This window comes from Bacillus sp. RK1064 (genome assembly GCF_051488405.1).
Lineage (GTDB): Bacteria > Bacillota > Bacilli > Bacillales > Bacillaceae > Bacillus.
On sequence record NZ_JBPSCZ010000001.1, the window covers coordinates 2,194,825 to 2,219,807 of the forward strand.

The 24,983-nt window shown below is 46.4% G+C and carries 14 protein-coding genes, 9 tRNA genes and 6 rRNA genes; all 29 read right to left on the minus strand.

Translation table 11 applies throughout. The annotated features are described in order from the left end of the window. Positions 1–20 precede the first annotated feature (20 nt). The 29 genes from rrf (ACSSTM_RS11230) to ftsH all read right to left on the minus strand — a co-directional run bounded on the left by rrf (ACSSTM_RS11230) (position 21) and on the right by ftsH (position 24,969). A 5S ribosomal RNA gene (gene rrf / locus ACSSTM_RS11230) occupies positions 21–136 on the minus strand. A gap of 61 nt (positions 137–197) precedes the next feature. Continuing rightward, positions 198–3,128 (minus strand): 23S ribosomal RNA (locus ACSSTM_RS11235). A gap of 182 nt (positions 3,129–3,310) precedes the next feature. Beyond that, a 16S ribosomal RNA gene (locus ACSSTM_RS11240) occupies positions 3,311–4,859 on the minus strand. Positions 4,860–4,984: 125 nt separating this feature from the next. Continuing rightward, positions 4,985–5,060 (minus strand) — tRNA-Ala (locus tag ACSSTM_RS11245). 8 nt (positions 5,061–5,068) lie between these two features. Beyond that, positions 5,069–5,145, minus strand: a tRNA-Pro gene (locus ACSSTM_RS11250). A 7-nt stretch (positions 5,146–5,152) separates the two neighbouring features. Further along, positions 5,153–5,229: transfer RNA gene (locus ACSSTM_RS11255), tRNA-Arg, on the minus strand. Positions 5,230–5,241: 12 nt separating this feature from the next. Beyond that, positions 5,242–5,327: transfer RNA gene (locus ACSSTM_RS11260), tRNA-Leu, on the minus strand. Positions 5,328–5,339: 12 nt separating this feature from the next. Beyond that, positions 5,340–5,411, minus strand: a tRNA-Gly gene (locus tag ACSSTM_RS11265). Positions 5,412–5,441: 30 nt separating this feature from the next. Beyond that, a tRNA-Leu gene (locus ACSSTM_RS11270) sits at positions 5,442–5,524 on the minus strand. An 8-nt stretch (positions 5,525–5,532) separates the two neighbouring features. After that, positions 5,533–5,608, minus strand: a tRNA-Lys gene (locus ACSSTM_RS11275). Between the two features lie 37 nt (positions 5,609–5,645). After that, positions 5,646–5,721: transfer RNA gene (locus ACSSTM_RS11280), tRNA-Thr, on the minus strand. Between the two features lie 33 nt (positions 5,722–5,754). Next, a tRNA-Val gene (locus ACSSTM_RS11285) sits at positions 5,755–5,830 on the minus strand. 780 nt (positions 5,831–6,610) lie between these two features. Further along, positions 6,611–6,726, minus strand: a 5S ribosomal RNA gene (rrf, locus tag ACSSTM_RS11290). 61 nt (positions 6,727–6,787) lie between these two features. Next, a 23S ribosomal RNA gene (locus tag ACSSTM_RS11295) occupies positions 6,788–9,718 on the minus strand. A 182-nt stretch (positions 9,719–9,900) separates the two neighbouring features. After that, positions 9,901–11,449, minus strand: a 16S ribosomal RNA gene (locus ACSSTM_RS11300). Together the 16S, 23S and 5S rRNA genes with 9 tRNA genes alongside form the textbook arrangement of a ribosomal RNA operon. A gap of 343 nt (positions 11,450–11,792) precedes the next feature. Further along, complete coding sequence (gene lysS, locus ACSSTM_RS11305; protein ID WP_034665772.1) at positions 11,793–13,292, minus strand: lysine--tRNA ligase; 1,500 nt, start codon at positions 13,290–13,292, stop codon at positions 11,793–11,795. A gap of 90 nt (positions 13,293–13,382) precedes the next feature. Further along, entirely contained in the window at positions 13,383–14,384 is a 1,002-nt protein-coding gene (gene dusB / locus ACSSTM_RS11310; protein WP_034665771.1) for a tRNA dihydrouridine synthase DusB, read from the minus strand. Next, positions 14,377–14,610 (minus strand): helix-turn-helix domain-containing protein, encoded by a 234-nt coding sequence (locus ACSSTM_RS11315; RefSeq protein WP_034665770.1) that lies wholly within the window; start codon positions 14,608–14,610, stop codon positions 14,377–14,379. Before ACSSTM_RS11315 ends, dusB begins: the two co-directional genes overlap by 8 nt. Then, a complete protein-coding gene (gene folK, locus ACSSTM_RS11320) occupies positions 14,562–15,065 on the minus strand; it encodes a 2-amino-4-hydroxy-6-hydroxymethyldihydropteridine diphosphokinase (RefSeq protein ID WP_437404176.1) in 504 nt (167 codons plus the stop codon). The genes ACSSTM_RS11315 and folK overlap by 49 nt, the downstream gene beginning before the upstream one ends. Continuing rightward, positions 15,062–15,424, minus strand: coding sequence for a dihydroneopterin aldolase (folB, locus tag ACSSTM_RS11325; RefSeq protein ID WP_034665765.1), 363 nt, complete (start codon positions 15,422–15,424; stop codon positions 15,062–15,064). The genes folK and folB overlap by 4 nt, the downstream gene beginning before the upstream one ends. After that, complete coding sequence (folP, locus tag ACSSTM_RS11330; protein ID WP_034665762.1) at positions 15,417–16,274, minus strand: dihydropteroate synthase; 858 nt, start codon at positions 16,272–16,274, stop codon at positions 15,417–15,419. Before folP ends, folB begins: the two co-directional genes overlap by 8 nt. 9 nt (positions 16,275–16,283) lie before the next feature. Further along, a complete protein-coding gene (gene pabC / locus ACSSTM_RS11335; RefSeq protein WP_420735207.1) occupies positions 16,284–17,132 on the minus strand; it encodes an aminodeoxychorismate lyase in 849 nt (282 codons plus the stop codon). Beyond that, on the minus strand, positions 17,129–17,722 hold the full coding sequence (gene pabA, locus ACSSTM_RS11340; protein ID WP_003217897.1) for an aminodeoxychorismate/anthranilate synthase component II: 594 nt from the start codon (positions 17,720–17,722) through the stop codon (positions 17,129–17,131). Before pabA ends, pabC begins: the two co-directional genes overlap by 4 nt. A gap of 13 nt (positions 17,723–17,735) precedes the next feature. Beyond that, complete coding sequence (pabB, locus tag ACSSTM_RS11345) at positions 17,736–19,154, minus strand: aminodeoxychorismate synthase, component I (RefSeq protein WP_187704279.1); 1,419 nt, start codon at positions 19,152–19,154, stop codon at positions 17,736–17,738. Between the two features lie 124 nt (positions 19,155–19,278). After that, positions 19,279–20,202, minus strand: coding sequence for a cysteine synthase A (gene cysK, locus ACSSTM_RS11350; protein WP_012008673.1), 924 nt, complete (start codon positions 20,200–20,202; stop codon positions 19,279–19,281). Positions 20,203–20,279: 77 nt separating this feature from the next. Beyond that, positions 20,280–21,188 carry a peptidyl-prolyl cis-trans isomerase gene (locus ACSSTM_RS11355; protein WP_034665753.1) on the minus strand — a complete coding sequence of 303 codons (909 nt, stop codon included), beginning with the start codon at positions 21,186–21,188 and terminating at the stop codon, positions 20,280–20,282. Between the two features lie 46 nt (positions 21,189–21,234). Beyond that, positions 21,235–22,110: an Hsp33 family molecular chaperone HslO gene (gene hslO, locus ACSSTM_RS11360; protein WP_012008671.1), complete on the minus strand. Its 876-nt coding sequence runs from the start codon at positions 22,108–22,110 to the stop codon at positions 21,235–21,237. A gap of 15 nt (positions 22,111–22,125) precedes the next feature. Continuing rightward, positions 22,126–22,902, minus strand: coding sequence for a type III pantothenate kinase (locus tag ACSSTM_RS11365; RefSeq protein ID WP_060595364.1), 777 nt, complete (start codon positions 22,900–22,902; stop codon positions 22,126–22,128). A 162-nt stretch (positions 22,903–23,064) separates the two neighbouring features. Beyond that, positions 23,065–24,969, minus strand: coding sequence for an ATP-dependent zinc metalloprotease FtsH (ftsH, locus tag ACSSTM_RS11370; protein WP_034665747.1), 1,905 nt, complete (start codon positions 24,967–24,969; stop codon positions 23,065–23,067). Between the last annotated feature and the right edge of the window lie 14 nt (positions 24,970–24,983).

Genomic DNA, 24,983 nt, shown 5'->3' on the forward strand with positions numbered 1-24,983 from the left:
TGGAACTGATCCTTAGAAGAGCTTGGCGGCGTCCTACTCTCACAGGGGGAGACCCCCAACTACCATCGGCGCTGAAGAGCTTAACTTCCGTGTTCGGTATGGGAACGGGTGTGACCTCTTCGCTATCGCCACCAAACCTGATGGAGAGAATGTTCTCTCAAAACTAGATAACAATGTTCATGCTTCACATTAGAATATAGGTTAAGTCCTCGATCTATTAGTATCTGTCAGCTCCACGTGTCACCACGCTTCCACCTCAGACCTATCAACCTGATCATCTTTCAGGGATCTTACTTCCTTGCGGAATGGGAAATCTCATCTTGAGGGGGGCTTCATGCTTAGATGCTTTCAGCACTTATCCCGTCCGCACATAGCTACCCAGCGATGCCCTTGGCAGAACAACTGGTACACCAGCGGTGCGTCCATCCCGGTCCTCTCGTACTAAGGACAGCTCCTCTCAAATTTCCTGCGCCCGCGACGGATAGGGACCGAACTGTCTCACGACGTTCTGAACCCAGCTCGCGTACCGCTTTAATGGGCGAACAGCCCAACCCTTGGGACCGACTACAGCCCCAGGATGCGATGAGCCGACATCGAGGTGCCAAACCTCCCCGTCGATGTGGACTCTTGGGGGAGATAAGCCTGTTATCCCCGGGGTAGCTTTTATCCGTTGAGCGATGGCCCTTCCATGCGGAACCACCGGATCACTAAGCCCGACTTTCGTCCCTGCTCGACTTGTAGGTCTCGCAGTCAAGCTCCCTTGTGCCTTTACACTCTGCGAATGATTTCCAACCATTCTGAGGGAACCTTTGGGCGCCTCCGTTACATTTTAGGAGGCGACCGCCCCAGTCAAACTGCCCACCTGACACTGTCTCCCTGCCCGATAAGGGCAGCGGGTTAGAAGGTCAATACAGCCAGGGTAGTATCCCACCGATGCCTCCACCGAAGCTAGCGCTCCGGTTTCCAAGGCTCCTACCTATCCTGTACAAGCTGTACCAACATTCAATATCAGGCTGCAGTAAAGCTCCACGGGGTCTTTCCGTCCTGTCGCGGGTAACCTGCATCTTCACAGGTACTATAATTTCACCGAGTCTCTCGTTGAGACAGTGCCCAGATCGTTGCGCCTTTCGTGCGGGTCGGAACTTACCCGACAAGGAATTTCGCTACCTTAGGACCGTTATAGTTACGGCCGCCGTTTACTGGGGCTTCAATTCGCACCTTCGCTTACGCTAAGCGCTCCTCTTAACCTTCCAGCACCGGGCAGGCGTCAGCCCCTATACTTCGCCTTACGGCTTCGCAGAGACCTGTGTTTTTGCTAAACAGTCGCCTGGGCCTATTCACTGCGGCTTCTCGGGGCTTTAACACCCTAAGAAGCACCCCTTCTCCCGAAGTTACGGGGTCATTTTGCCGAGTTCCTTAACGAGAGTTCTCTCGATCACCTTAGGATTCTCTCCTCGCCTACCTGTGTCGGTTTGCGGTACGGGCACCTCTCACCTCGCTAGAGGCTTTTCTTGGCAGTGTGGAATCAGGAACTTCGCTACTAAATTTCGCTCGCCATCACAGCTCAGCCTTTACGGGAAACGGATTTGCCTATTTCCCAGCCTAACTGCTTGGACGCGGATATCCAATACCGCGCTTACCCTATCCTCCTGCGTCCCCCCATTGCTCAAATGGTGAGGAGGTGGTACAGGAATATCAACCTGTTGTCCATCGCCTACGCCTTTCGGCCTCGGCTTAGGTCCCGACTAACCCTGAGCGGACGAGCCTTCCTCAGGAAACCTTAGGCATTCGGTGGACGGGATTCTCACCCGTCTTTCGCTACTCATACCGGCATTCTCACTTCTAAGCGCTCCACCAGTCCTTCCGGTCTGGCTTCACAGCACTTAGAACGCTCTCCTACCACTGTTCGTAAGAACAGTCCGCAGCTTCGGTGATACGTTTAGCCCCGGTACATTTTCGGCGCAGAGTCACTCGACCAGTGAGCTATTACGCACTCTTTAAATGGTGGCTGCTTCTAAGCCAACATCCTGGTTGTCTAAGCAACTCCACATCCTTTTCCACTTAACGTATACTTTGGGACCTTAGCTGGCGGTCTGGGCTGTTTCCCTTTCGACTACGGATCTTATCACTCGCAGTCTGACTCCCAAGGATAAGTCATCGGCATTCGGAGTTTGACTGAATTCGGTAACCCGGTAGGGGCCCCTAGTCCAATCAGTGCTCTACCTCCGAGACTCTTACCTTGAGGCTAGCCCTAAAGCTATTTCGGAGAGAACCAGCTATCTCCAGGTTCGATTGGCATTTCACCCCTACCCACACCTCATCCCCGCACTTTTCAACGTGCGTGGGTTCGGGCCTCCATTCAGTGTTACCTGAACTTCACCCTGGACATGGGTAGATCACCTGGTTTCGGGTCTACGACCACGTACTCATGCGCCCTATTCAGACTCGCTTTCGCTGCGGCTCCGCATCTTCTGCTTAACCTTGCACGGGATCGTAACTCGCCGGTTCATTCTACAAAAGGCACGCCATCACCCATTAACGGGCTCTGACTACTTGTAGGCACACGGTTTCAGGATCTATTTCACTCCCCTTCCGGGGTGCTTTTCACCTTTCCCTCACGGTACTGGTTCACTATCGGTCACTAGGGAGTATTTAGCCTTGGGAGATGGTCCTCCCGGATTCCGACGGAATTTCACGTGTTCCGCCGTACTCAGGATCCACTCTGGAGAGAACGACATTTCAGTTACAGGGCTGTTACCTTCTTTGGCGGGCCTTTCCAGACCTCTTCGCTTATATCGTTCCTTTGTAACTCCGTATAGAGTGTCCTACAACCCCAAGAGACAAGCCTCTTGGTTTGGGCTGTTCCCGTTTCGCTCGCCGCTACTCAGGGAATCGCATTTGCTTTCTCTTCCTCCGGGTACTTAGATGTTTCAGTTCCCCGGGTATGCCTTCTCATACTCTATGTATTCAAGTATGGATACTACTCCATTACGAGCAGTGGGTTTCCCCATTCGGAAATCTCCGGATCAAAGCTTGCTTACAGCTCCCCGAAGCATATCGGTGTTCGTCCCGTCCTTCATCGGCTCCTAGTGCCAAGGCATCCACCGTGCGCCCTTTCTAACTTAACCATTTCTTACTTTAGAAAGAATCACTATGTGTGATGAACTTTGCATTGCATTCAATGTGAATGTATTACTTATTGTTATCTAGTTTTCAAAGAACAATCCTGTCTCGCTAGAGACATGTTTTGAAGGAATGATCCTTCAAAACTAAACAAGACGAAAACGTACGCTGCTCCATATATCCTTAGAAAGGAGGTGATCCAGCCGCACCTTCCGATACGGCTACCTTGTTACGACTTCACCCCAATCATCTGCCCCACCTTCGGCGGCTGGCTCCATAAAGGTTACCTCACCGACTTCGGGTGTTGCAAACTCTCGTGGTGTGACGGGCGGTGTGTACAAGGCCCGGGAACGTATTCACCGCGGCATGCTGATCCGCGATTACTAGCGATTCCAGCTTCACGCAGTCGAGTTGCAGACTGCGATCCGAACTGAGAACAGATTTATGGGATTGGCTAAACCTTGCGGTCTCGCAGCCCTTTGTTCTGTCCATTGTAGCACGTGTGTAGCCCAGGTCATAAGGGGCATGATGATTTGACGTCATCCCCACCTTCCTCCGGTTTGTCACCGGCAGTCACCTTAGAGTGCCCAACTAAATGCTGGCAACTAAGATCAAGGGTTGCGCTCGTTGCGGGACTTAACCCAACATCTCACGACACGAGCTGACGACAACCATGCACCACCTGTCACTCTGTCCCCGAAGGGAAAGCCCTATCTCTAGGGTTGTCAGAGGATGTCAAGACCTGGTAAGGTTCTTCGCGTTGCTTCGAATTAAACCACATGCTCCACCGCTTGTGCGGGCCCCCGTCAATTCCTTTGAGTTTCAGTCTTGCGACCGTACTCCCCAGGCGGAGTGCTTAATGCGTTAGCTGCAGCACTAAGGGGCGGAAACCCCCTAACACTTAGCACTCATCGTTTACGGCGTGGACTACCAGGGTATCTAATCCTGTTCGCTCCCCACGCTTTCGCTCCTCAGCGTCAGTTACAGACCAGAGAGTCGCCTTCGCCACTGGTGTTCCTCCACATCTCTACGCATTTCACCGCTACACGTGGAATTCCACTCTCCTCTTCTGCACTCAAGTTTCCCAGTTTCCAATGACCCTCCCCGGTTGAGCCGGGGGCTTTCACATCAGACTTAAGAAACCGCCTGCGAGCCCTTTACGCCCAATAATTCCGGACAACGCTTGCCACCTACGTATTACCGCGGCTGCTGGCACGTAGTTAGCCGTGGCTTTCTGGTTAGGTACCGTCAAGGTGCGAGCAGTTACTCTCGCACTTGTTCTTCCCTAACAACAGAGCTTTACGATCCGAAAACCTTCATCACTCACGCGGCGTTGCTCCGTCAGACTTTCGTCCATTGCGGAAGATTCCCTACTGCTGCCTCCCGTAGGAGTCTGGGCCGTGTCTCAGTCCCAGTGTGGCCGATCACCCTCTCAGGTCGGCTACGCATCGTCGCCTTGGTGAGCCATTACCCCACCAACTAGCTAATGCGCCGCGGGTCCATCTGTAAGTGACAGCCGAAACCGTCTTTCATCCTTGAACCATGCGGTTCAAGGAACTATCCGGTATTAGCTCCGGTTTCCCGGAGTTATCCCAGTCTTACAGGCAGGTTACCCACGTGTTACTCACCCGTCCGCCGCTAACATCCGGGAGCAAGCTCCCTTCTGTCCGCTCGACTTGCATGTATTAGGCACGCCGCCAGCGTTCGTCCTGAGCCAGGATCAAACTCTCCGAAAAAGTACAAAACCGAAGTTTTGTTTTTCGCCAGTTTGACTGACTACCTATGATGTTTCATAGGATTTTTTTATAAAAACTCGAATTAACAGGTACGTTTTGTCTTGTTTAGTTTTCAAAGATCATATTGGTGGAGCCTAGCGGGATCGAACCGCTGACCTCCTGCGTGCAAGGCAGGCGCTCTCCCAGCTGAGCTAAGGCCCCATAAAAGATGGTCGGGAAGACAGGATTCGAACCTGCGACCCCTTGGTCCCAAACCAAGTGCTCTACCAAGCTGAGCTACTTCCCGATCTTAATGGCGCGCCCGAGAGGAGTCGAACCCCTAACCTTTTGATCCGTAGTCAAACGCTCTATCCAATTGAGCTACGGGCGCTTATTTTTATAATGCCGAGGGCCGGACTTGAACCGGCACGGTAGTCACCTACCGCAGGATTTTAAGTCCTGTGTGTCTGCCAATTCCACCACCCCGGCGTGGATGGTATAAGCGGAAGACGGGATTCGAACCCGCGACCCCCACCTTGGCAAGGTGGTGTTCTACCACTGAACTACTTCCGCATTACAGGATTTCTTTATTTTATTTGGCAATGCGGGTGAAGGGACTTGAACCCCCACGTCATAAAGACACTAGATCCTAAGTCTAGCGCGTCTGCCAATTCCGCCACACCCGCATGAAACATGGTGAGCCATGAAGGACTCGAACCTTCGACCCTCTGATTAAAAGTCAGATGCTCTACCAACTGAGCTAATGGCTCTCTTTAAAAGCGACTTGTCTATCTTACCATATGAAAGTGGTGCCGGCAAGAGGACTTGAACCCCCAACCTACTGATTACAAGTCAGTTGCTCTACCAGTTGAGCTACACCGGCTTTATCTATTCTAACATTATGTAAGAATAAATATGGTGGAGGATGACGGGCTCGAACCGCCGACCCTCTGCTTGTAAGGCAGATGCTCTCCCAGCTGAGCTAATCCTCCATATTGTGTTGTCATTTCGAATGTCTCTCGATCCGACAAATAGTATTATATAACGATAAGATATTGTTTGTAAAGACTTTTTTAAAATAATTTTTGAATTTATTTTAACGTTGTTTTTTCATCTTTTCGTTAAGGCACCTAAAGAATTCTACCACTTGTCTCATCATTTTAAAAGTCTTTTTTTCATCTTTTTATGTTTTTTTTGTTAAAAAGGGCTCTAATAAAGCTTTATTGATGTGAAATTACCCTTTTCAAGCTTTTTACATGCTTATTTTATTCAATATATCTTCTCATACAAATCATTTAGAGAAGGAATTCTTTTATTATTTTATTTTTCTGAGAAATCATTATGTAAAAATATCCTTAAATGATGCTGTTTCTTTACTATCTTCAATATCAAAATGTTACTAGGGTATCAAGTTAGTGTTGATTCTTTCTTATTCTTACTTAGAGCGAGCGAAAAATTCAACTGTAAGTGTTGCGATACTCAGTCATCTAGTGTGTCTCTAAATAGTCATCTGTATCTGGCTGCCAAAGAAAATTCTTATTAGCTGCTTTCTATGCTTTTGATCTTCATCCTAAACGAATTGAACGGCCGACCCACAACAACAGCTGCGTTGTTCAATGAAAATACATGAAAGTGAGACGGACAGAAAGATCAACTTATCGATAAGGCATTTACTAAATCATCACTTCTCACTTTACAAAGTGATTTAATAGAAGTAATTTTTTCAAAAACACAAAAAAGACCAGTTCCGTATGGAACTGATCCTTAGAAGAGCTTGGCGGCGTCCTACTCTCACAGGGGGAGACCCCCAACTACCATCGGCGCTGAAGAGCTTAACTTCCGTGTTCGGTATGGGAACGGGTGTGACCTCTTCGCTATCGCCACCAAACCTGATGGAGAGAATGTTCTCTCAAAACTAGATAACAATGTTCATGCTTCACATTAGAATATAGGTTAAGTCCTCGATCTATTAGTATCTGTCAGCTCCACGTGTCACCACGCTTCCACCTCAGACCTATCAACCTGATCATCTTTCAGGGATCTTACTTCCTTGCGGAATGGGAAATCTCATCTTGAGGGGGGCTTCATGCTTAGATGCTTTCAGCACTTATCCCGTCCGCACATAGCTACCCAGCGATGCCCTTGGCAGAACAACTGGTACACCAGCGGTGCGTCCATCCCGGTCCTCTCGTACTAAGGACAGCTCCTCTCAAATTTCCTGCGCCCGCGACGGATAGGGACCGAACTGTCTCACGACGTTCTGAACCCAGCTCGCGTACCGCTTTAATGGGCGAACAGCCCAACCCTTGGGACCGACTACAGCCCCAGGATGCGATGAGCCGACATCGAGGTGCCAAACCTCCCCGTCGATGTGGACTCTTGGGGGAGATAAGCCTGTTATCCCCGGGGTAGCTTTTATCCGTTGAGCGATGGCCCTTCCATGCGGAACCACCGGATCACTAAGCCCGACTTTCGTCCCTGCTCGACTTGTAGGTCTCGCAGTCAAGCTCCCTTGTGCCTTTACACTCTGCGAATGATTTCCAACCATTCTGAGGGAACCTTTGGGCGCCTCCGTTACATTTTAGGAGGCGACCGCCCCAGTCAAACTGCCCACCTGACACTGTCTCCCTGCCCGATAAGGGCAGCGGGTTAGAAGGTCAATACAGCCAGGGTAGTATCCCACCGATGCCTCCACCGAAGCTAGCGCTCCGGTTTCCAAGGCTCCTACCTATCCTGTACAAGCTGTACCAACATTCAATATCAGGCTGCAGTAAAGCTCCACGGGGTCTTTCCGTCCTGTCGCGGGTAACCTGCATCTTCACAGGTACTATAATTTCACCGAGTCTCTCGTTGAGACAGTGCCCAGATCGTTGCGCCTTTCGTGCGGGTCGGAACTTACCCGACAAGGAATTTCGCTACCTTAGGACCGTTATAGTTACGGCCGCCGTTTACTGGGGCTTCAATTCGCACCTTCGCTTACGCTAAGCGCTCCTCTTAACCTTCCAGCACCGGGCAGGCGTCAGCCCCTATACTTCGCCTTACGGCTTCGCAGAGACCTGTGTTTTTGCTAAACAGTCGCCTGGGCCTATTCACTGCGGCTTCTCGGGGCTTTAACACCCTAAGAAGCACCCCTTCTCCCGAAGTTACGGGGTCATTTTGCCGAGTTCCTTAACGAGAGTTCTCTCGATCACCTTAGGATTCTCTCCTCGCCTACCTGTGTCGGTTTGCGGTACGGGCACCTCTCACCTCGCTAGAGGCTTTTCTTGGCAGTGTGGAATCAGGAACTTCGCTACTAAATTTCGCTCGCCATCACAGCTCAGCCTTTACGGGAAACGGATTTGCCTATTTCCCAGCCTAACTGCTTGGACGCGGATATCCAATACCGCGCTTACCCTATCCTCCTGCGTCCCCCCATTGCTCAAATGGTGAGGAGGTGGTACAGGAATATCAACCTGTTGTCCATCGCCTACGCCTTTCGGCCTCGGCTTAGGTCCCGACTAACCCTGAGCGGACGAGCCTTCCTCAGGAAACCTTAGGCATTCGGTGGACGGGATTCTCACCCGTCTTTCGCTACTCATACCGGCATTCTCACTTCTAAGCGCTCCACCAGTCCTTCCGGTCTGGCTTCACAGCACTTAGAACGCTCTCCTACCACTGTTCGTAAGAACAGTCCGCAGCTTCGGTGATACGTTTAGCCCCGGTACATTTTCGGCGCAGAGTCACTCGACCAGTGAGCTATTACGCACTCTTTAAATGGTGGCTGCTTCTAAGCCAACATCCTGGTTGTCTAAGCAACTCCACATCCTTTTCCACTTAACGTATACTTTGGGACCTTAGCTGGCGGTCTGGGCTGTTTCCCTTTCGACTACGGATCTTATCACTCGCAGTCTGACTCCCAAGGATAAGTCATCGGCATTCGGAGTTTGACTGAATTCGGTAACCCGGTAGGGGCCCCTAGTCCAATCAGTGCTCTACCTCCGAGACTCTTACCTTGAGGCTAGCCCTAAAGCTATTTCGGAGAGAACCAGCTATCTCCAGGTTCGATTGGCATTTCACCCCTACCCACACCTCATCCCCGCACTTTTCAACGTGCGTGGGTTCGGGCCTCCATTCAGTGTTACCTGAACTTCACCCTGGACATGGGTAGATCACCTGGTTTCGGGTCTACGACCACGTACTCATGCGCCCTATTCAGACTCGCTTTCGCTGCGGCTCCGCATCTTCTGCTTAACCTTGCACGGGATCGTAACTCGCCGGTTCATTCTACAAAAGGCACGCCATCACCCATTAACGGGCTCTGACTACTTGTAGGCACACGGTTTCAGGATCTATTTCACTCCCCTTCCGGGGTGCTTTTCACCTTTCCCTCACGGTACTGGTTCACTATCGGTCACTAGGGAGTATTTAGCCTTGGGAGATGGTCCTCCCGGATTCCGACGGAATTTCACGTGTTCCGCCGTACTCAGGATCCACTCTGGAGAGAACGACATTTCAGTTACAGGGCTGTTACCTTCTTTGGCGGGCCTTTCCAGACCTCTTCGCTTATATCGTTCCTTTGTAACTCCGTATAGAGTGTCCTACAACCCCAAGAGGCAAGCCTCTTGGTTTGGGCTGTTCCCGTTTCGCTCGCCGCTACTCAGGGAATCGCATTTGCTTTCTCTTCCTCCGGGTACTTAGATGTTTCAGTTCCCCGGGTATGCCTTCTCATACTCTATGTATTCAAGTATGGATACTACTCCATTACGAGCAGTGGGTTTCCCCATTCGGAAATCTCCGGATCAAAGCTTGCTTACAGCTCCCCGAAGCATATCGGTGTTCGTCCCGTCCTTCATCGGCTCCTAGTGCCAAGGCATCCACCGTGCGCCCTTTCTAACTTAACCATTTCTTACTTTAGAAAGAATCACTATGTGTGATGAACTTTGCATTGCATTCAATGTGAATGTATTACTTATTGTTATCTAGTTTTCAAAGAACAATCCTGTCTCGCTAGAGACATGTTTTGAAGGAATGATCCTTCAAAACTAAACAAGACGAAAACGTACGCTGCTCCATATATCCTTAGAAAGGAGGTGATCCAGCCGCACCTTCCGATACGGCTACCTTGTTACGACTTCACCCCAATCATCTGCCCCACCTTCGGCGGCTGGCTCCATAAAGGTTACCTCACCGACTTCGGGTGTTGCAAACTCTCGTGGTGTGACGGGCGGTGTGTACAAGGCCCGGGAACGTATTCACCGCGGCATGCTGATCCGCGATTACTAGCGATTCCAGCTTCACGCAGTCGAGTTGCAGACTGCGATCCGAACTGAGAACAGATTTATGGGATTGGCTAAACCTTGCGGTCTCGCAGCCCTTTGTTCTGTCCATTGTAGCACGTGTGTAGCCCAGGTCATAAGGGGCATGATGATTTGACGTCATCCCCACCTTCCTCCGGTTTGTCACCGGCAGTCACCTTAGAGTGCCCAACTAAATGCTGGCAACTAAGATCAAGGGTTGCGCTCGTTGCGGGACTTAACCCAACATCTCACGACACGAGCTGACGACAACCATGCACCACCTGTCACTCTGTCCCCGAAGGGAAAGCCCTATCTCTAGGGTTGTCAGAGGATGTCAAGACCTGGTAAGGTTCTTCGCGTTGCTTCGAATTAAACCACATGCTCCACCGCTTGTGCGGGCCCCCGTCAATTCCTTTGAGTTTCAGTCTTGCGACCGTACTCCCCAGGCGGAGTGCTTAATGCGTTAGCTGCAGCACTAAGGGGCGGAAACCCCCTAACACTTAGCACTCATCGTTTACGGCGTGGACTACCAGGGTATCTAATCCTGTTCGCTCCCCACGCTTTCGCTCCTCAGCGTCAGTTACAGACCAGAGAGTCGCCTTCGCCACTGGTGTTCCTCCACATCTCTACGCATTTCACCGCTACACGTGGAATTCCACTCTCCTCTTCTGCACTCAAGTTTCCCAGTTTCCAATGACCCTCCCCGGTTGAGCCGGGGGCTTTCACATCAGACTTAAGAAACCGCCTGCGAGCCCTTTACGCCCAATAATTCCGGACAACGCTTGCCACCTACGTATTACCGCGGCTGCTGGCACGTAGTTAGCCGTGGCTTTCTGGTTAGGTACCGTCAAGGTGCGAGCAGTTACTCTCGCACTTGTTCTTCCCTAACAACAGAGCTTTACGATCCGAAAACCTTCATCACTCACGCGGCGTTGCTCCGTCAGACTTTCGTCCATTGCGGAAGATTCCCTACTGCTGCCTCCCGTAGGAGTCTGGGCCGTGTCTCAGTCCCAGTGTGGCCGATCACCCTCTCAGGTCGGCTACGCATCGTCGCCTTGGTGAGCCATTACCCCACCAACTAGCTAATGCGCCGCGGGTCCATCTGTAAGTGACAGCCGAAACCGTCTTTCATCCTTGAACCATGCGGTTCAAGGAACTATCCGGTATTAGCTCCGGTTTCCCGGAGTTATCCCAGTCTTACAGGCAGGTTACCCACGTGTTACTCACCCGTCCGCCGCTAACATCCGGGAGCAAGCTCCCTTCTGTCCGCTCGACTTGCATGTATTAGGCACGCCGCCAGCGTTCGTCCTGAGCCAGGATCAAACTCTCCGAAAAAGTACAAAACCGAAGTTTTGTTTTTCGTCAGTGTTTGACTGACTACCTATGATGTATCATAGGATTTTTTTATAAAAACTCGAATTAACAGGTACGTTTTGTCTTGTTTAGTTTTCAAAGATCATTTTCGTTATCGCTCGTAAGCGACTTTAATATCTTAACATTTCGTATCGGTTAAAGTCAAGAACTTTTTTCAATTTCTTTTTTAACCTCGTTGCTGTTTTGCGGCAACGAATAATAATATACCATCTTGATTCTTTCCTTGCAATAGTTTTTTTAAAAAAAGTTTCATTTTATGAAAAATAAAAAGCACCATAGTTAAAATGGCGCTTTGAGTGATGTATTAACGGTTTCTCATTTGTGGGAAAAGCAGTACATCTCTGATTGATGGAGAATTTGTTAATAGCATGATTAACCGGTCGATACCGATTCCTAGACCGCCTGTTGGAGGCATACCATATTCTAATGCTTCAACAAAATCGTCATCCATTAGATGCGCTTCGTCATTCCCTTCTTCACGTTCTTTTAATTGAGCTTCGAATCGTTCTCTTTGATCGATTGGATCGTTAAGCTCTGTGAATGCATTAGCATGCTCACGGCGTACGATAAATAGTTCAAAGCGATCAGTGAAGCGAGGGTCTTCAGGATTTTTCTTAGCTAATGGAGAAATCTCCACTGGGTGTCCGTAAATAAATGTAGGCTGAACCAATGTTTCTTCTACTTTTTGCTCGAAGAACTCATTGATGATATGACCTACTGTCATGTTTTTCGTGATTTCAATTCCGTGATCAGCGGCATGCTGCTTCGCTTCTTCAACAGACATCTCCTGCCAGAAGTCTACACCAGTTGCTTCTTTGACCGCTTCAACCATATGGAGTCTCTTCCATTCAGGCTTGAGATCAATTTCATCTTCTCCATATTGAATAGTGGTTGTTCCTAGTACCTCTTCGGCAATATGAGCAATCAGGTTTTCAGTTAGGTTCATGATGTCTTTGTAATCTGCGTAAGCTTCGTACAGCTCGATCATAGTGAATTCTGGGTTATGACGAGTTGATACACCTTCGTTACGGAATACACGGCCAATCTCGTATACTTTCTCTAGACCACCGACAATCAGGCGTTTTAAGTGCAGTTCAATCGCAATACGCATATAAAGCGGCATATCCAGTGCATTGTGATGAGTAATGAAAGGACGTGCTGATGCACCACCAGGGATGCTGTGCATTGTTGGTGTTTCAACTTCTAGGTATCCTTTAGAATCTAAGTATCTTCTCATGGATTGAATGATCTTGCTTCGCATGATGAACGTCTGCTTACTTTCTGGATTTACAATCAGGTCAAGGTAGCGCTGACGATAACGTTGTTCAACATCTTTGAGTCCATGATATTTATCAGGAAGCGGGCGAAGTGCTTTTGTGAGAACCTCAAAGCTAGTCGCTTTAATAGAAAGTTCTCCTACGTTCGTTTTAAATACCATTCCTGTTACACCGATGATATCGCCTAGGTCTGAGCTTTTGAATAACTCGTAAGCTTCTTCTCCTACACTATCTTTACGAACGTATATTTGAATTTGTCCTTCTAAGTCTTGTATATGCGCAAAGCCAGCTTTCCCTTTTCCTCGCTTTGTCATCATACGTCCAGCGATTGTCACTTGGGCAGACTTTTCTTCTAAGTCTTCTTTAGAAAACTCATCAAATTCAGCGATAATTTGTGCGGATTGATGAGAACGGTCATATCGTTCACCGAATGGATCGATACCCTCTTCTCTCATTTTATTCATTTTGTCACGTCTGACCTGGAATTGGTCATTTAATTCTTCGTTATTAAGCCCTTCATTACTCATTTATATCACTCCAATAATGTATTTTGCAGAGAAAAGCAGAAAAACTGCCAGTACATGCACTAGCAGTGAGCTACAAAAAGAAAGATAGTCTTATCCTACTTTTATACTTTGAAGCTCTTTTGCCTCGGCTTCGATCGTAAAGTCATCAAGAACTTGTACAAGCTCCGCTCTCGTTTCACTTTGATTGATTTGATTTCTTACGTCCGCATTGCCTCGGACACCTTTTAAGTACCATGCTGCGTGCTTTCTCATTTCTCTGACAGCCACGTGTTCGCCTTTTAGGTCAATGAGTCTGTCTAAGTGAAGTTTGCACACTGACATCTTCTCACGTACATTTGGCTCTTCTTTTAGTTCACCCGTTTCTAAATAATGAACCGTTCGATAGATCATCCACGGGTTTCCTAGCGCGGCTCTTCCGATCATGACAGCATCTACACCCGTTTCATCAAGCATTCGTTTTGCATCTTGAGGGGTTTTGACATCTCCATTGCCGATGACAGGAATGGAAACAGATTGTTTGACCTCTTTTATAATATCCCAATTCGCTGTTCCTTCGTACATCTGCACACGTGTCCGTCCGTGAAGCGCAACCGCTTGTCCACCTGCTCGTTCAACAGCACGGGCATTGTCGATAGCGAAGATATGATCTTCGTCCCAGCCCATTCTCATTTTCACCGTAACAGGTTTATCTACAGCATCTACAACAGCAGAGACCATTTCATAAATCTTGTTTGGATCAAGCAGCCATTTCGCTCCTGCATCACATTTCGTAATCTTCGGTACAGGACAGCCCATGTTAATATCAATAATGTCCGCTGTGGTGTTCTGGTCTACAAACTTTGCCGCTTCGACGAGTGTGTCTTTTTCACCTCCAAATATCTGAAGGCTCAAAGGCTTTTCCCGTTCATCAATGTATAGCATACCCATTGTTCTTGCATTGTTGATCAGGATCGCCTTGTCACTGACCATTTCAGCGCAGACTAAACCCGCTCCAAACTCTTTAACTGTCAGTCTGAAGGCAGAGTTGCACACACCAGCCATAGGCGCGAGCACCACTTTGTTTTTAATGTCGATATCTCCGATTTTAAACATCATTTCCCCTCCTTCCTTCTTCAAGAATTGGCGAAAGTTCTTCCACCGTTATATTTAAAGCATCTGCTATTTGACCAACCAATTGGTTTGTTGGTAATCGATTGCCTCGCTCAATTTCTCCTAAGACAGAGACAGAGATGCCTAGTCTTTTCGCGAACCCTTCCTGAGTATACCCTTTTAGCTTTCGGTATGCACGAATTCTTCTACCCCACATGTCTTTTTCCATATGCTTACACCTTCTTGGTCTGTTACGGCATTTATTTGTACTTCGCCGATTTCTGGGCAAATCTCACTCATCGGAACAAGAACGAATAAACGTTCGTACATTCTAGGATGTGGTACTACAAGCTGTTCTGTTTCAATATTTTCACTATTATAAAGTAAAATGTCAAGGTCAGCCGTTCGCGGTCCCCATCTCACTTCTCTTGTTCTGCCTAACTCTTGCTCGATTTTCTGAGTAAGTGCCAGTAGTTCATTTGGACGAAGCGAAGTGGAAATTTTCACAGCCATATTTAAAAAGTCATCTTGGTTTTCGTAACCTACAGGTGTTGTTTCATATATAGAGGAGATCAATTCTACTTGAACCTCTGGATGTTCGTGCAGTTTTTTGACAGCTTCTTTTAAATAGGTTTCCTTTTTACCTATGTTCGATCCTAAAGCGATGTATGCAGTATTGTTCATGTGCGTGATCTCGTCATTTCAATTGCAACGGACTGATAGTGTCCTGGAATTGGCGGATCTGGTTTGATTACCTTTACTGTACATTCCTGAACTGTCGGAAAGTCCTTTAACACTTGGTTCGCAATTCTTTCTGTCAGTGTTTCAACGAGGTTGACTGATTCACCTTCTACAATGCTTTTGCAGATTTGGTAGAGCTCTGCATAATTAATGGTCTCATTGAGGTCATCAGTTTGTCCGGCTTTACTTAAATCAAGTGAAGCTGTTAAATCCACACGGAATCGCTGTCCTAATTTATTTTCTTCTGCAAATACGCCGTGGTAGCCGTAAAATTCCATTCCATTTACATATACTTTATCGATGATAAGCGCCTCCCTTATTCAGCATGGCATCCATCATTTTTGCCATTCTTGCGATTTCTTTTACATCATGTACGCGAACCATCGCACTGCCTTTTTGAATCCCAAGGCAGACCGTAGCCCCCGTTCCTTCCGTACGTTCTTCAGGCGGCAGGTCTAAGACAGCTCCAATGAATCGTTTTCGAGATGTAGCTAAGAGCAGTGGATAACCAAGGTGACAAAAATGTTCGAGCTCATTCATGACCATCAGGTTGTCCTCTTTATTTTTCGCAAAACCTACACCTGGATCTAATATGATCATGTCATCACGGACACCCGCTTGTTTCGCAATTTGAACACTTTCTTTCAAATCTGCGATCATATCTGAAATCAGATGTGTGTAGTTTCGCTCTGGTCGATTGTGCATTAAAATAATCGGCACATTGTGTTTCGCTGCCACATGCGCCATTTGAGGATCTGCCTTCGCTCCCCATACATCATTAATGATGGAAGCTCCAGCTTTCACCGCTTCATCTGCAACATGGGCTTTATACGTATCAATGGAAATCGGTACATCCAATTCTTTAGTGATCTTTTCAATGACGGGAATGACTCTTGAAAGCTCCTCTTGTTCTGAGACAAGTGCCGCTCCTGGGCGAGTCGATTCTCCGCCAATATCAATCATATGCGCCCCGTCTTCTATCAGCTGTGCTGCATGAGCCAGCGCTTTATCCACTTGATTAAACTTTCCTCCATCTGAAAAAGAGTCAGGTGTGACATTTAAAATGCCCATGACCAATGTCTTTTCTTCATAACTAAGGGTGTGGTGCTTGGCTTGTATGATTTTAGGCTGTTTTATCACTTGTTGTGTCATTGTGTCCACCTACTCTTTATGATCTAGACGTTCTTTTGTATATTGCGTTCTCAACTTTGTTGAGATGATCCGGCTGTTTTGAGGCAAGGAAATTTCTCCTATACTTCTGAAGGGCACAATCCCCTGAACAGAATTGGTCATCCATGCCTCATCAGCTGATAGCAATTGCGAGACTGGGTATCGCCCTACTTTTAGTGAAGCCCCCATAGCTTGAAGCGTTTCAATACAATATCGACGAGTGACTCCATTTAAAATTCCTGTATCAAGTGACGATGTATAGATCACATCACCTTTTCGCCAAAATATATTGGAGGTAATTCCTTCTGCCACATCATTTTCTTTTGTTAAAAAGATGCCTTCTAACGATGCATCATTTCCCACTTCTCTTTTAGCCAGCAGGTTGTTCATATAATGATGAGACTTGAGGCGCCTTGGACCTTCCGGCGTATTTCTCCTCGTTTGAAGAATGACTCCCTGCTTCTCGTCTAAAACAGATTCGGGCCGGAATGGAGAGATCATGACAAAAACGACAGGCTCTTCATAAGAATCTGCAGAAAATCCATTGCCTCTGCCCGCAGAAACATTGAAGCGAATTCTCGCATGACCACCGGCTATTCCGTTTTTATTTAGTAAGGTATGAATGATGTCGAGTACAAATGGTTTCTCTATTGTGGATTCGATGCAAAGGTCACGCAATGATTGATTGAGCCTTTCAAGGTGCCAATCTAACAGAAAGACTTGTCCTGCCAGGCTGGTAAATGTTTCGAATACACCGATGCCATATAGAAAACCATGATCAAAAGGAGAAAGAGTCGCGTCTTTCTCCTCTATATACTGACCGTTCAGATAAATGATCATGCGTTTACTTCATGCCCCTTTTTACGATAGGTTTCAATGAAATTTTTAAGCATTTCTTTTCCGAAGGACGTCATAATCGATTCAGGATGAAACTGTACACTTTCAATTGGCAGCTCTTTATGGCGAATGGCCATGAGCTCGCCTTCCTTTGTGCTGGCTGTTGCGTCAAAGCACTCCGGCAGCGTCTCGTTTTTGACAATTAATGAATGATATCTCGTTGCGACAAGCGGATTTTGGAGTCCAGTGAAGACGCCTTTTCCGTCATGTGCAATCTCTGACGTTTTACCGTGCATTAAGCGCTCTGCACGAACGACATCCCCGCCAAAGACTTGCGCAATGGATTGATGACCTAGACACACACCAAAGATCGGAATACTTCCCGCAAAGTGCTTGATCGCCTCCATACTAATTCCCGCTTCATCAGGACTGCATGGCCCTGGAGAAATCATGAGAAAATCTGGTTTAAGCTCTTCGATTTCTTGAATGGTTACTTGATCATTCCGTTTCACGATCAATTCTTCTCCAAGCTCACCTAAATACTGGACCAGGTTGTACGTAAATGAATCATAATTATCAATCATTAATATCATGCTCTGCTCACCTCTAACTCAAAATAGTCTCTTCTTTGCTCAACTGTAATGCTTTTTTTACTGCATAGGCTTTTTTAATCGATTCTTTGTATTCGTGCTTTGGTACAGAATCGATGACGATCCCAGCACCCGACTGCATAAAGGCTTTGCCTTCAGTACAATACGCCGTACGAATGACGATGTTAAAGTGCATATCTTGATTGAATCCAAACCAGCCTATAGATCCAGTATAAAGCCCACGCCTTGTCGGCTCAAGCTCTTCTATGATTTCCATTGTTCTCACCTTTGGAGCACCTGTAATTGTTCCGCCTGGGAATACAGCTCTCATGACATCTACTGCATCACAATCATCACGCAGTTCCCCTTGTACGTTGGATACAATGTGCATCACGTGTGAATATTTCTCAATCGCCATAAATTCGTTCACTTTTACTGAGCCATAAGTAGACACGCGTCCAAGGTCATTCCGCTCAAGATCCACGAGCATCACATGCTCTGCGCGTTCTTTTTCATTTTCAATGAGCTCTTTTGCCAGCGCTTGATCCTCAGCGTCGTCTTTGCCTCTTGATCTTGTACCCGCAATCGGTCTTGTTTCTAATTGATTCCCCTTTTTCTTAATAAGCAGCTCTGGAGATCCACAAACAATCTGGAAATCAGGCGTGTGCAGATAAGACATATACGGAGATGGATTGACTTGACGTAACGTTTTGTATAAATCATACGGATGTGTGTGGAGCTGTTCATCTTGTCTGATGGATAAATTCACTTGGAACACATCACCGCTTGCGATATATTGCTTAATTTTCTCTACTGCTTCTCCAAAGGTTTCTTCGGTAAACGGTGCTGCTGGTACAAATTCTGCAGAAGATTCATGAACAGGAGATTGCGCTGATTCTTCTGAAGAGCTTGTCCACTTTCGCTTCAAATCTTCGAGTCTTTGATGAGTGTCACTCACAGGTTCCGTTCCTTCTGTGTGAGTGATCAGCCACAGCACGTTTTCTTCATGATCAAAGACCGCAACATCATTAAATACGAGAAAATAAAGATCAGGTGTTTTCAGGTCATCAATGGACAGCATTTTAAAATGCTCGATATATCTTGCATAATCATAGCTTAAAAATCCAATCGCCCCGCCTTGAAAATCAGGATATTCCTCATTCATTTCGGTTTGAAGGGTTTGGAACCAATCCGTAAACGCTCTGAATGGATCGCCTTCTTTGAACAGCACCTCATCTTGATAATGGATGGTTGTCATCCCGTCTTTCCCCTTCGCTTTAGCGATCGGGTGAATGCCAGCAATGCTGTATGAACCGCCGCGAGCACTTTCAAGAAGAACATGGTGTGTTTCGCCAGTAGTTAATTGTTCGTATCTTTTCAGGAAAGCATCTTTCGTAAAAGGAATTTTGATGCCCATCGGCCTGCGTTGTGTCATGTTATCATCCTTTTTCATTTTCATTAATCTTATTGTAATGCAATCCAATTTATTTAGAAAATAGTATTTGCTTTCCATCTACAGATTTCACAAAAAAACCCCAGCAAATGCTGGGGTAATTGGTTTAATCGAATTGATAAAGAGGTGTACTGAGGTAACGCTCCCCATTACTTGGGATGATTGCCAGAACCTTTTTCCCTTTACCAAGCTTCTTCGCTGTTTGAAGTGCTGCGTAAATAGCTGCTCCTGAAGAAATACCGCCAAGGATCCCTTCCTCTTTCGCTGCTTTTCTAGCAAGCTCAAATGCATCTTCGTTTTTCACTTGGATAATACCGTCATATACTTCCGTGTTCAAGATTGAAGGGATAAAACCTGCTCCTATCCCTTGGATTTTATGCGGGCCTGGCTTTCCGCCTGATAATACAGGAGAATCTGTCGGCTCTACCGCATAAAGCTGAATCGATGGGATGGCTTCTTTTAGGACTTCACCAGCACCCGTAATCGTGCCGCCCGTACCAACACCTGCAATAAATGCATCAAGCTCACCGTCAAACTGTTCAAGAATTTCTTTTCCTGTAGTACGACGGTGAATCTCCGCATTGGCTTCGTTGCTAAATTGCTGAGGCATGAAGTAACCATGCTCTTCTGCCAATTCTTCTGCCTTTTTGATGGCACCTTTCATTCCTTCTGCACCTGGTGTTAATACAAGCTCTGCTCCATAAGCGCGTAAAAGGTTGCGGCGCTCCTGACTCATTGTGTCTGGCATCACTAGAATTGCGTTAATTCCTTTAGCTGCCGCTACCATCGCAAGACCGATCCCTGTGTTTCCGCTTGTTGGTTCGATGAGCGTGTCGCCGGCTTTTAAAGTGCCTTTCGCTTCAGCATCTTCGATCATCGCTAACGCAATACGATCTTTTACACTGCTGCCCGGGTTCATATATTCAAGTTTCAAGTAGACATCCGCACTGTCTTCATCTACTAAACGGTTTAATTTAACGACTGGTGTATTTCCTATTAGTTCAAAAACTGAATTTGCAATACGAGCCATCACTAACACCTCTATCTCCGAGTAATTTTATTGCATTAATATTAAATTATCAATTTCAAAAAATTTTGTCAATGCTTTTAGTCCTGCTCGCCATCGTAAAACCATGTGACTTTTGCTTCTTTCCACAGGGTTTTGACATTCGCCTTTTCACCTAGGTCTTCCATGGCAATCTGCCTTTTGATCTGATCTTTGACTTCTTCATAAGAGAAGGAGCGGCCATCTAATTTTTCTTTTAGTTGAATAATGGCATACCCGTTTTTGGTCTCGATCGGTTCTTTTGTCCATTCGTCTGGCTGAAGCTTTTGAGCTTCCTGTATGTATAGGGCTGGGATACTTTCTTGTTCTTCTGTCACAAACCCAAGATCTCCGCCATATGGAGAGGTGTAGCGGTCAATGGAGCGTTCAGCTGCCACCGCTTCGAAGCTAGATCCGCCTTTCAGATCCTTCAATACATTTTCAGCTTCGCCTTTTGTCTTCACGACGATATGACGAATACGGTATGAATCATCATATTGATATAAGTCCTTGTTTTTTTCATAAAAGGATTTCGCTTCTTTTTCAGAAACAACAGCATCTCTCGTTAAAAGCTGCTCTAATAAAATTTGATAACGAATCTGTTCTTTCCATTCCTTTTCACTTGTATGTCCATCTTCGTAGAAATTATTAGATACCGCTTTAAGCATGAGCAATTCACGATTGATCTCTTTTGAAGACACCTCAAGCTTGTTTTCTTTCGCAAGCTGATTGACCACCTTCTGATTAATCATTTGCTCAAGTGTTGCCTTGCCATAGCGGTCTTCCATCTTCTTTAACCATTCTTGACGCGTCACCTTCTCTTTTCCAATCGACGCAATTTCTTCACCGCTCTTCCCATTTGAAGAAGCCTGTGACATTTGCGACTTTGTTAATACATATGCAATGACAACGGCATTGATCATAAGCAACACGAGGATAAATGTCCATACCACTCTTGCTTTTAGTCTCATTTTTCGTCTCCTTTCCATTCTAAAAAGAAAACCCGCTGCTTAGAGCTTAGCGGGTTATTTCTTCACGCAGCTCTTCTAGCTCTTCTTTTGTAAATACATACGTTTCGTTACAAAAATGGCATTGAGCTTCTGCTTGTCCGTCTTGTTCAATCATGTCGTCAATTTCGGCTTTCCCTAGGCTGATAATGCCATTAGCAAAACGTTCTTTTGAGCAGTTACAAGAGAATTCGACAGGTACAGTTTCTAAAATTTGAGGTTTTTCTCCGAGTACTTCTTCTAAAATTTCTTCTGGTGTCATCCCTTTTTCAATGAGTTTAGAAATGGGTTCAATGGTTGAGAGCCGCTTTTCTAATCTTTCGATGACAGCATCTTCTGTTCCAGGCAGCAATTGAATGATGAAACCGCCTGCTGCAAGGATCGAGTTATCTGGATTGACCAGAACCCCTACGCCTACAGAGGAAGGCACTTGCTCAGAAGAGACAAGATAATAAGTGAAGTCGTCTCCAATTTCACCTGAGACGATCTCCGTTTGTCCTGTAAAGTGATCTTTCAGTCCGATATCTTTGACAACACTCAACGTTCCAGATGTCCCGACTGCACGTCTGACATCCAGCTTGCCATGTTCATTTAAGTCAAAGTGGACTTGTGGGTTTGAGACATATCCGCGCACCTGACCTTTTGCGTTTCCATCAGCAATGATGGCACCGATTGGTCCACCGCCTTCAATTTTGACCGTTAGCTTATTTTCGCCTTTCAGCATAGCACCCATCATGACTGTAGCTGTCATTGTTCTGCCAATCGCTGCTGATGCTGTTGGCCATGTATGGTGTCTTCTTTGTGCTTCATTGATTGTATCTGTTGTGTTTGCAGCATATGCTCGGACTTTTCCGTCATATGCTAACGCTTTAACTAAGTAATCCATTCGATTTTAAACCTCCTATAGTACACCGACACGATTACGCTCATAAATGAGTTGAAGTCCTTTTAATGTTAAGAACGGATCGACAATATCAATGCAGTCTGATTCATTTCCAATCAATGTCGACAAACCGCCTGTTGCAATGACTTTCGGTGTTTGTTTCGCTTGCTGCTTCATCCGTTTCACTATTCCCTCGACTTGCCCAACATATCCATAAAGGATGCCGGATTGCATCGCACTAATGGTGTTTTTTCCAACAATGTGATCTGGACGGACAATTTCAATTCTCGGCAGCTTCGCCGCTCTTGTATATAAAGCCTCTGTTGAGATGGTAATACCAGGTGCAATTGCCCCACCCATGTATTGTTTTTGTTCATTGATATAGCAGTAGGTTGTCGCTGTGCCAAAGTCTACCACAATGAGAGGTGCCCCATATAGGTGAATCGCCGCTACTGCATTCACAATTCGATCAGCCCCGACTTCCTTTGGATTGTCACACATAATGTTTAATCCAGTCTTCATTCCAGGCCCTACAATTTGGGGTGTTAAGTGAAAGTACTTCTCGCACATTCTTTCTAGTGCAAACATCATTGGCGGGACAACAGACGAGATGATAATTCCTTCTATTTGATCAAACATCAGCCCCACATAATCAAATAAAGACCTGATAGCCATACCAAATTCGTCTTCTGTTTTATGACGGCTTGTTTCAATTCGCCAATGGTAGTTTAGATCGCCGTTATGATAAACACCTAAAACGGTATTTGTGTTTCCTACATCTATCACGAGTAACAACTTCATCACCACTTTGAATAGTTTCTCAAAAAGAGCATTTTTCGACTTTCTATCATACCATACACGAATTGAGTTCCATTTGTAAACAATTCGAAACCGATCCATTCATGAATCGAAATAAAAAAAGCTGCCGGTGATCCCGGCAGCTTTCACAGAAGGAGATTAGATCTCCTCATCTTCTTCTTTTTTCTTGATGTTCACTTTCACATCATCGTTTTTCTCTTCGTCATCTGCGTATATACGCTCTGGAAGCTTTCCAGTTTCGTAAAGAGATTTAATTTGCTCAGCATCTAATGTTTCAACTTCTAGAAGGGCTTGTGCGATAATTTCTAGCTTATCTTTGTTCTCAGTGAGAATTTGTTTCGCACGTTCGTAGCTGTCCTTGATGAAACGCTGAATTTCTTGGTCAATCTCGTAAGCAATGGCTTCACTATAATTCGGCTCGTTGTTAAAGTCACGGCCTAGGAACACTTGACCACCTTGTGCTTGACCGAACTGAAGCGGACCAAGCTTATCAGACATACCGAACTCAGTAACCATTTTTCTTGCAATGCCTGTTGCACGCTGGAAGTCGTTGTGAGCGCCTGTGCTTACTTCACCAAACGTAATTTCCTCTGCAACACGACCGCCGAGCAAGCCGACAATTTTATCAAGAAGCTCTGGCTTCGTTTGGAAATAACGGTCTTCTCTTGGAAGCATGACCGCATATCCGCCTGCCTGACCACGAGGAACGATCGTTACTTTATGCACCATGTCCGCTTCGTCTAGGATAAGTCCAATCACAGTATGACCTGCTTCATGGTAAGCCACGATATTACGTTCTTTCTTCGAAATGACGCGGCTTTTCTTCGCCGGTCCAGCGATGACACGGTCAGTCGCTTCGTCGATATCACGCATATCGATTTTCTTTTTGTTATGACGGGCAGCAACTAGCGCTGCTTCGTTTAGTAAGTTCTCAAGATCTGCTCCAGAGAACCCAGGTGTTCTGCTTGCAATGGCTTTCAAGTTGACTGTATCATCAAGCGGTTTGTTTTTCGCATGAACCTTCAGTACTTCTTCACGGCCAATGACATCTGGTCGGTCAACCGTAATTTGACGGTCAAAACGTCCCGGACGCAGCAATGCAGGATCTAGGATATCTGCACGGTTCGTCGCAGCAATGATAATAATACCTTCGTTCGCACTAAAACCATCCATTTCAACAAGAAGCTGGTTAAGCGTTTGTTCACGCTCGTCATGACCACCGCCAAGACCGGCTCCACGCTGACGACCCACTGCATCAATCTCATCAATAAAGATTAAGCAAGGTGCATTCTTTTTCGCATTTTCGAATAAATCACGTACACGTGATGCACCGACACCGACGAACATCTCGACGAAGTCAGAACCACTGATGCTGAAGAAAGGAACGCCTGCTTCTCCTGCAGATGCTCTCGCAAGCAAAGTTTTACCTGTACCTGGAGGCCCTACTAGTAAAACCCCTTTAGGTATTCTTGCGCCAAGCTCCGCAAATTTACGTGGGTCCTTTAGGAATTCAACCACTTCTACAAGCTCTTGCTTTTCTTCATCTGCACCGGCAACATCTTTAAATTTCACACGTTTCTTCTCTTCTGTGTAAAGCTTCGCCTTACTCTTACCAAAGTTCATAACACGGCTTCCACCGCCCTGAGCTTGGTTCAATAAGAAGAAGAACAGGATAAAGATGATGATAAACGGAATGATGGTTGTCAGAACTTGCAGCCATCCATTTGTTTCAGGTGCTGGTTCTACTTTTACATCTGTATTCTTCAGTGCACTGTAAATCTGGTCAACACCTTGACCATCTGGAACATGGGTAATGAAGTATTGATCTTTTTTCGCGCCATCTAATTGACCACGAATTTCATAAACCCCTCTTACAGGCTGAATGGAGATACTCTCCACTTTTCCCGCACTTAGATTTTGCGAAAATTTGCTGTAAGACATGTTCTCAGGCTTTTGATTAGGGGATCCTAACCAACTGACTACCCCTATCACAAGTAATAAAATAAGTATATAAAAAATCGTATTACGAAAAACCCGATTCATTCCTTACCTCCTCC